Annotated in this window: 2 protein-coding genes; both read right to left on the minus strand. The window is 44.5% G+C overall.

From position 1 onward, the window contains the following. A partial coding sequence (locus ACS8FD_RS16420) for a P-loop NTPase (RefSeq protein ID WP_439276628.1) occupies positions 1-541 on the minus strand: 541 nt, incomplete at its 3' end. Positions 542-785: 244 nt separating this feature from the next. After that, positions 786-1,082 (minus strand): magnesium transporter (locus tag ACS8FD_RS16425; protein WP_439276629.1); only part of this gene is annotated, 297 nt, incomplete at its 5' end.

The raw sequence follows: 1,082 nt of genomic DNA on the forward strand, positions 1-1,082 counted from the left end.
CAACACGGTTACCAAGCTCTTTTAAAGCCAAGGCAATATTAACGGTGGTGGTTGATTTACCGACGCCGCCTTTGCCTGACGCTACTACGATAATATGTCGAATACGCGGATGTGCTGCTAGTGAAGCTTGAGTTGGCGCCGCTTTCGTTATGGGTGGTTCGCTGTCTGTATGTGACTGTACGCTTGACTTATCTTGCTTAGCCATTGCATCGGTCGTCTTTGGCATCTGTTTCGGTAAGCTTGCTCCGTCAACTTTTGCTGGTGCAGGCAGGCGCACATTCATATGGATCGTTTGGATACCATGCGGATGCAGCAGTTGTCCAAGCTCTTGCTGAATGGTTTCAGGATCACTATCTTGTGGCAACCGTAAGTCTAAGGTTAGCTGGTTACCGCTGCGCTCAAGCCCTGTTATCATGGTAGCAATGCTAACAGTACCTACTTCATAGCCCAGTAGTACTTTATCTACTGCACTATCACGTTCTGCCTGTTGCTTGGGAGTCTCAGGTTTTTCTGACGTTATTTTTTTTATAAAGTTAAACATAGCTACTATTACTGCCTATAAAAGTGGGTGGACATGGTAAAAGAGCTCAGTTAACAATGCTATAAATATGAAAAACCAGATAGTCTATGAGCTTTTTAGCCAAACCTTTTATCGTGACAGTGTAGCTCAATTACAAGGATAAAAAAACCACAACGCTAATCGCACAAGGCCCTGTACAATCTGTTTTTTCTGCCTTTTAACTTAAATACTGGTGTCGATGATTGTGGTATCTATATTTACCTTGTTAAATGGACAAAAATTGTGAAGCAATAAAGAGGTAGATCAGCACACCTGAGGCGTCACACACTGAGGTAATCAAAGGTGCACTCGCAGTAGCAGGGTCAAACCCTAGTTTATTGAGCACAAAAGGAAGGCTCATACCAATCACACAGCCGATCATAACCACGGACATCATACTAAGCGCAAGCACTAGTGATACCACAGCATCACCGCGTATGTAACCGATGATAGAGATAGCCACTGCCATCGTAGCACCAAGCATGAGCGCGACCAGAGCTTCTCGGGCCAGTAGTGAAAACCA

The organism is Psychrobacter sp. 1U2, assembly GCF_051847575.1.